Here is a 256-nt window from a genome sequence, read left to right as displayed (position 1 = left end):
GCCGGCCAACAGCACCTCGGGCTTCGTGACTGTCACTGCTCCGGACAACGTTTACACCGGCACCAACGACCCAGTAATCAAGTCGATCGCTTCGGTTGATGGCGCCGATGTCGGCAAGTTCGAGAACCTGGTTTTGGACAAGACGCCGGTCAGCACCGCTGTCACCGACGAGCCAGGTACTCCGGGCAACGAAGGCGACCTGGTCAAGGTCACCATCACCGCCGATCAGGTCTCGGTCGCAGAGAACGTGAAGCCG

The 256-nt window shown here is 60.9% G+C and carries 1 protein-coding gene; it reads left to right on the top strand.

The features are described from left to right. Positions 1-256, top strand: a 256-nt coding sequence (locus tag HU770_RS26905; RefSeq protein ID WP_186666623.1) for an immunoglobulin-like domain-containing protein, incomplete at both ends; no start/stop codon positions are given.

It is taken from the genome of Pseudomonas sp. SWRI68 (assembly GCF_014269165.1).
GTDB lineage: Bacteria > Pseudomonadota > Gammaproteobacteria > Pseudomonadales > Pseudomonadaceae > Aquipseudomonas > Aquipseudomonas capeferrum.
This window is presented reverse-complemented; position numbering and strand designations above follow the sequence as displayed.